This is a genomic window from Methylocystis sp. (genome assembly GCF_021731785.1).
Lineage (GTDB): Bacteria > Pseudomonadota > Alphaproteobacteria > Rhizobiales > Beijerinckiaceae > Methylocystis.
Genome location: NZ_JAKFWS010000183.1, coordinates 1 through 6,433 on the forward strand (window position 1 = coordinate 1; position 6,433 = coordinate 6,433).

Below are 6,433 nucleotides of genomic sequence, written 5' to 3' on the forward strand. Positions count from 1 at the left end.
CGAACCCGAGCTTTTGCGTCACGGCTTTATGGCTGGGGTAGGGATGGCTATGAAAGTCGGCGAGTAGCGTTTGGTGAGGGGCCAGCTGCCTGAACAGCTCGTCCTTGATTTTGCCGGCACGACGGTTCGGCGTGACGCTCAACGCCGCTCGTTTGGCGCTGAGCGTCACGCTGAGCTTGTCGAGGAAAAACGCCATTTGGCCGTCAGGGTAAGCCTTCTTGCTTCCCCATATGTAGCCGTAGGTTTCGACCCCACACTTTCTGCTCGATTGAGGGCCGCGAAAATTGAAGGCTTCGACCGTCGCCAGGGTCATTGATTCAAGCAGCGACGCGCCGAGCTTCACGCGAAAATTTGGCATACCGCTTCCCCGTGGCTCAATATTCGTCGGCGAGCATGATCGTGAGCACGCGCGTCGTGACATTGGGGTCGGCCGCGTCGGGTGAATGAAAGGCCAGGTCGAGGTCGTAATAATCGATTTTGAAAAACAGCTTGTGGCCCTTGACGGTCAACACGCCAAAGTCATGTTCGTCATAGGGGTCATTGTCGTCGTTGATATCATCATAGCTTTGCAAGGCTTCGGTGATTGCGTGAATGACTGCAGCTTCGAGCGCGGCCACACCTCGCGTCAGCATGATTTTGCCGCCGGCGAGGGTGGTTCGAAGGGCGTCATTGAGGGTACGCACTCGAGCAGCGTAATTTTCGGTCGACTGTGATTGATCGGCTTTGGCCATGACATTTTCCTTGGCCGTGCTATGAAAGCTCGGCTCGTTGGAGTCAGCGACGATGACTCGGTGAACGGCGACCTTCGCGTCACAGCAGGTTCACCAGTTGACGCTGACTTTGGGTGTCGCCGTCAATGTATCGTTGGGTGGTTTCGATTGACTGATGGCTGGCGAGTAGCTGCACGTCGCGCAGGCTTCCCCCGGTTCGATGGACATTTTTCGCGGCGGCGGTGATGAAGGTGCGTCGACCCGAATGCGATGAGCAGCCTTCGAGGTTGAGGTCATGAAACATCGTCACGAACCAATTGACGATGCTGTTGGGGCGCATGGGGCCGCCGCGGTTTGAAGCGACGATATGAGCGTCGGATGCCCTCACCGGCCACAATTCCCCCAGCGCCTGTCGCAGGCTCGGGTGCATGGGAATGCGTCGCCCCGAACCCTTTTTGGCGATGGCGCTGCGTATGTCGATGACATCGGCAATTTCGCCATTGTCGGTCATTACCATTGACCATTGCAGGCCGGCGATTTCACAGGCCCTGAGGCCAGCCTTCACCGACAGCAGCACGATGACGGCGTCACGTTTTGGCTGCCGTGTTTGGCTGGCGAAATTGAGCATTCGCGCGAGGGTTTCGGGCGAGATGATTTTGGCCTGTTTGCCCAGCATTGGCGTCTCCATTGCTGACGCCAGGGCGTGAGTCGTCCACCTCCGCCCAATGCGTCGGCTTGCACAAACTTTCGATGGCAAGGGATAATGGTTACGGCAGGCGGCTCGCGGGGTGAGTTGTCCCTGCCGCCGACGGTCATTGCGGCCCGTGAGCCGCTTAGGTTTTCGATTTCGTCGATTGATCGCTCAGTTTACGTCAGCCTTGCCCTCCAAGAATCGCAAAGGGCGCCGCAGCGCCCTTGCACATGTCACCCTGGCGCTGGCGATGCTAAGCGTTAGCCTCACCCCGTTGCCAGTTGTTGAACGTATAGGCTGTCAGCGCCACGGCGTCAAGCGCCTGAAAATACACTATATTCGGCAAAGTAGCCGTAAAGCTACAGCTTGTATACGCAGTCGTTATCACCAAATAGCTATTTTTAGTTGGCAGAATACACACTCATTGAGTTCCAGCGCGTGGTACTGCTTCTTAGAAGGCGATTTTAGTCTTCATTTGTAAGCCGGAAATGGCCGTCTGACGTGGCCGGGAAACAGATTCATCGCGCGACATCAACGCCGGAAACTTTGCGTCGAGAGGCCGGAGCAAAAATGCATCACGCTTGAACGCCGGCGCGTTAAAGCCAACTTCCCATGGGAAGGAGAACGGCGCATGACGAGGAAGATCACACGCCGGGCGGTAGCTTACGTTGTGGTGGCGGGTGCCGTGGCAGTGAAGACCGTGACCGCTGGGACGTCGATCACTTTCGCAATCGAGGACTTCGCGTTCATACCCGTGCAACTGTCTGTGAAGGCTGGCACGAAGGTGATCTTCGTCAATCATGACGAGGCGCCCCATAGCGTCGTTGGCCTCAAATCGGAATTTCGCTCGCCCACGCTCAACAATGGTCAGAGCTTCGCCATTACATTCGATAAGCCGGGCGAGATCGACTATTTTTGCGGTCAGCACGGAAACATGCGGGGAAAGGTCACGGTTGCTCCCTGATGATTTGATCGGCCCGCGGAACCGTATTGCCGCGAACGGTACCGCTGATCGTGCCCCCTTGGGTCTGAAGGAATACTGGTGGCCCCACGCAACCGTTTTCAACGGAGAGGGGCGGGTGGAGGGTCATTCCTAGCATTCTTGATAAGAGCCCCGTTTCCTTCCAGATATAAGAGGCATGACGGAAAAGCTCGAAGACCGGCCTATCGAGGCGCTCAAGAAGGTGGATGTGCACGGCGACATCGCCCCCGAGCATGTTCACGATCCAATGACAACGATCCTGCGTGAAAGAGCATTGCAGGATGATTTAATGCGCTGGGACGACAACAGGGGCCGGTATGTGCTGACCGGAACAGGGCGTCGCCGAATTAACTTGCGCAGCCGTAAGCCTGCTACTGTAATTCGATTTCACAAGCGTTGTACATCCAGTTGACGGGCCCCTAAGATTCGAACGTGACTATCCTACACGCAGCGGCAGCGTGCTAACGCTTCCACGTGGCTCAAACAACGCTAACAGCAGGCACTGCGTACACTGCGCGAAACGCCTCAGCATTTTTGGACTTACAGATCGATGAGTGAAGCGATGGAAGACGACGCGCATTTTGATCAAAACGACTTTGAATTGTTCAATCGGTATGCATCCAGCATCCCATTTGGAGATGTTTTGCCCGCAGACAGGGAACGTTTCAAATCTATTAGAGACAAACTGAAAGGAATAGCTAGGTCGGCGGCTGAGTCCTATTCTGGCGGCGTCGAAATGAAGGAATACGCCTCCCTTTTCAGTCCGAATGGGCGATCAGCAACCGAACTTTGGTGCTGTATTTTTCCGGCGGCTGCGCGAAATAAATCCTTTGGATTGCAGTTCGCGCTGATCCTGAACGCCCGTGGTGCAGAGTTCTGCTGTTGTTTCGGAGCAGGATCAGCCCAGGTTTCTGATCCGACCACCGTAGAGGAGCTCAAAAAGACGTTGGACAAGGCGAAACAGAGGCTCAGAATAATTGATAATCGGATAATCGAGGAAATCTCCACCGCTGTTGGACAGGAATGGGACTTCCGCAAGCAGTGGCGGTCCAAGGCTGGAACTAAAGACTTTTCGAATTTCAAAGACTGGATTCAGTACGCGAGTTCCCCCGAAAGCCACGGTGCGAGCATTTCAAAAAACTTAGACGTGAAATCGATTGTTCAGCTCGGGGGCAAAATTGAAAGCGAATTTCAAAGATACGCAGCATTGTTCAAGCCCCTTATCGAAGCGATTTATCGGGAGAAAGAAAAGGATTATGAAGCCAACCCGCCAGAAAATTTTACAGTCGATGATATTCTAGCAGATGGTTGCTTCTTAGAACGTCAGGAGATCGTTCGTATACTTGACCGATTGCGCACCAAAAAAAACATAATCCTCCAAGGCCCTCCTGGCACAGGGAAGACTTGGTTGGCTAAGCGTCTCGCCTTTGCATTGATAGGCCGAAAGGACGGCAGCAGCGTACGTGCAGTACAATTCCATCCGAACTTGTCGTATGAAGATTTTGTGCGCGGGTGGCGTCCGATGGGCGAGGGCAAATTGTCTTTGGTGGATGGTATTTTTATGGAGGCTATAAAAGCAGCATTGGACGACAGCCTGTCCAAAATCGTCGTGGTCATTGAGGAGATCAACCGCGGAAACCCTGCCCAAATTTTTGGGGAGCTTCTAACGCTTTTGGAAGCAGATAAACGTGTCCCGGAAGAGGCATTGGAACTTTGTTATCCAGACAGCGATGGTAAACGCCGGCCAGTATTTATCCCGGATAACCTCTACCTGGTCGGGACAATGAATGTCGCAGATCGATCACTAGCATTGGTAGATTTAGCTCTACGTCGAAGGTTCGCGTTTGTCGATCTCGAGCCGAAGCTCGGTTCCGCCTGGCGTAGTTGGGTGATCAAGGAGCGCAACCTCGATCCTGACCTAGTAGAAGACATTGAACGTAGGATTATTCAGCTCAACAACCAGATCACATCGGATGAGCGTTTGGGCGAACAGTTCCGCGTCGGTCACAGCTATGTAACACCAACACGTCGATTAGATACTGGCGAAACCCGAGATTGGTTCAGGCAGGTGGTCGAAACTGAAATTGGTCCACTGCTCAAGGAATATTGGTTTGATGCACCTGATGAGGCCCGACTTGCGCTTGCTCGTCTCGTCGAAGGCTGGCCCCTGTGAACACCGAAGCGGTGAAAAACGAAACTTCGGCAACAGTGGGAACTATTGGGAGAATACCGGTCCGAAACCTCTGGCTCCTAATGCTCTATGCATCAGAGCTATTCAGAAGCCGCAAAACCGGAAGGATCGGGCTTGAGGACAGCCCAGACGATTTGCCGGATCTCGTGGCAGAGATCCTTGCACACGCCGTGGAGATGCGGCAACGTCGCCACCTCAGTTTAGGCTACCAGTCACACGCGGCTATTCTGAATCGTATTCGGGGGCGAATTAATATTATACATACTGAGCGGCGCCATCTGTTAGCCCGTGGCATGATTGCATGTCGCTATGAGCAGTTAACCATTGACACGCCTCGCAATCGCTTCGTCCGAGCGGCATTGGAAGCCGTTTCGAGAGTGGTTCAAAGACGCGACATTGCCCATCGCTGTCGATCCTTGGCCAGAGCAATGAAAGCGTCCGGCGTTTCCGGAAATGCGCCTACGAGGGCAGAGCTCAGCGCAGATCGTTTCGGACGTCACGATGCCGATGATCAATTCATGGTTGCAGCGGCCAGATTGGCATTTGACCTCACATTGCCGACAGAAGCTGCCGGATCAAACCTACTTTCGCTGCCAGATCGAGAGGCGACATGGGTGCGGCACCTATTCGAGAGGGCCGTCGGCGGGTTTTATGATGTTGTACTCAGTCCCCTGGGTTGGCATGTGCGACGCGGCTGCTTATTGCAATGGCAAATCGAACACAAGACTGAGGGAGTTTCAAAGATATTGCCCACGATGAGGGCCGATGTGGTGCTCGAACATGTGCAGACGGCGCAGCGAATTGTGATCGACACCAAATTCACGTCCATTGTAACCGCTGGTTGGTATCGGGAGGAAACGCTTCGGAGTGGCTATCTCTATCAAATTTACGCGTATCTCCGTTCACAAGATGGGTGCGAAGATCCCTTAGCAGACCATGCGACTGGACTACTCCTCCACCCCTGCGTCGGAGGATTTGTCGATGAGGCGGTCACTATTCAAGGTCATAGAATACGGTTTGCAACAGTTGACTTAGCAGCACCGGCTAGGGAAATCCGGTCTCAATTGCTGGCGTTAGGCCCCCCAGCATTACGAACTTCCCGATGGCGTCCTGCTGATTTGTTCGACCGAACTATGGCCAACGTCATTTAACGCCAAGACGCCCTCGAAGAAAGGCGATGACTCTTGCTTCGGCTTTTCGCGTTGGGCCGTCGGGATCGTCGTCTCGCAGATGAAGGGTCAGAACCGAATGGGGTGGTTTCGGCCCATCGGAATTGGCGTCTTTAGGGTCCAATTCAATAGCCTCAAATCGCTCTCCAAATTCACGCCGGAGCATTTCGAATCTTTCGTCGGGAACAAATGGGTCGCCTCGAAACCGCAAACCGATCATGGACAAATTTTCGTCAGCAAGCCTTCGTCGGGCGCAAGCAATCTCTTCAGGTGACGCATCGATGGCGCGTCGCCGCGTGGATGTAATGGCCACGGGCAGAGACGGTTCCCCGAGAATCGGCGCGATAACTGCTGGCTCGGTCATCATTGCAAGGGCGAAACCACCCGTAAGACAAAGGCCGATTGCGCCAACGCCTCGCCCGCCGCTCTCGTTCTGAGCGTGACGGGCCAGGGCGCGTAACCACTCGACGATGGGACTCGACCTGTCGCTTGCCCAAACAGTGAACTCGCGTCGGATGCAGAGCACTGTTGCCGTGCTTTTTATCTGATACAGCGTCGAAAATTGTGTTTCGGCGTGCAATTTTGACCCCCTAACTTGGGGGATCGGCGTCCAAAATTGACCCCCATCTGAACTGTTTGCAGGTCTGCCCGCTTTGGCATTGAGCGGGCGGTGGGGGATGCTTGTTGTGG

8 protein-coding genes are annotated in these 6,433 nt (G+C 54.3%); 4 read left to right on the forward strand and 4 right to left on the reverse strand.

Translation table 11 applies throughout. The features are described from left to right. The 3 genes from QZ964_RS20910 to QZ964_RS20920 form a co-directional block, all read right to left on the reverse strand. Positions 1-358, reverse strand: a 358-nt coding sequence (locus tag QZ964_RS20910; protein WP_292534211.1) for a hypothetical protein, incomplete at its 3' end; no start/stop codon positions are given. 16 nt (positions 359-374) lie between these two features. Beyond that, positions 375-731 carry a DUF3768 domain-containing protein gene (locus QZ964_RS20915; RefSeq protein WP_292534213.1) on the reverse strand — a complete coding sequence of 119 codons (357 nt, stop codon included), beginning with the start codon at positions 729-731 and terminating at the stop codon, positions 375-377. Between the two features lie 79 nt (positions 732-810). After that, positions 811-1,386 carry a site-specific integrase gene (locus QZ964_RS20920; RefSeq protein WP_292534214.1) on the reverse strand — a complete coding sequence of 192 codons (576 nt, stop codon included), beginning with the start codon at positions 1,384-1,386 and terminating at the stop codon, positions 811-813. A gap of 646 nt (positions 1,387-2,032) precedes the next feature. Here QZ964_RS20920 and QZ964_RS20925 point away from each other — a divergent pair. The 4 genes from QZ964_RS20925 (at position 2,033) to mcrC (ending at position 5,725) form a co-directional block, all read left to right on the forward strand. After that, complete coding sequence (locus QZ964_RS20925; RefSeq protein WP_292534217.1) at positions 2,033-2,365, forward strand: cupredoxin domain-containing protein; 333 nt, start codon at positions 2,033-2,035, stop codon at positions 2,363-2,365. Between the two features lie 175 nt (positions 2,366-2,540). After that, a complete protein-coding gene (locus QZ964_RS20930) occupies positions 2,541-2,795 on the forward strand; it encodes a hypothetical protein (RefSeq protein WP_292534219.1) in 255 nt (84 codons plus the stop codon). Positions 2,796-2,945: 150 nt separating this feature from the next. Next, on the forward strand, positions 2,946-4,556 hold the full coding sequence (locus tag QZ964_RS20935; protein WP_292534221.1) for an AAA family ATPase: 1,611 nt from the start codon (positions 2,946-2,948) through the stop codon (positions 4,554-4,556). Continuing rightward, entirely contained in the window at positions 4,553-5,725 is a 1,173-nt protein-coding gene (gene mcrC / locus QZ964_RS20940; protein ID WP_292534223.1) for a 5-methylcytosine-specific restriction endonuclease system specificity protein McrC, read from the forward strand. Before QZ964_RS20935 ends, mcrC begins: the two co-directional genes overlap by 4 nt. Here the strand turns inward: mcrC and QZ964_RS20945 are convergent. Then, positions 5,718-6,433, reverse strand: a 716-nt coding sequence (locus QZ964_RS20945) for a hypothetical protein (RefSeq protein ID WP_292534225.1), incomplete at its 5' end; no start/stop codon positions are given. The two genes, mcrC and QZ964_RS20945, sit on opposite strands and share 8 nt — an antisense overlap.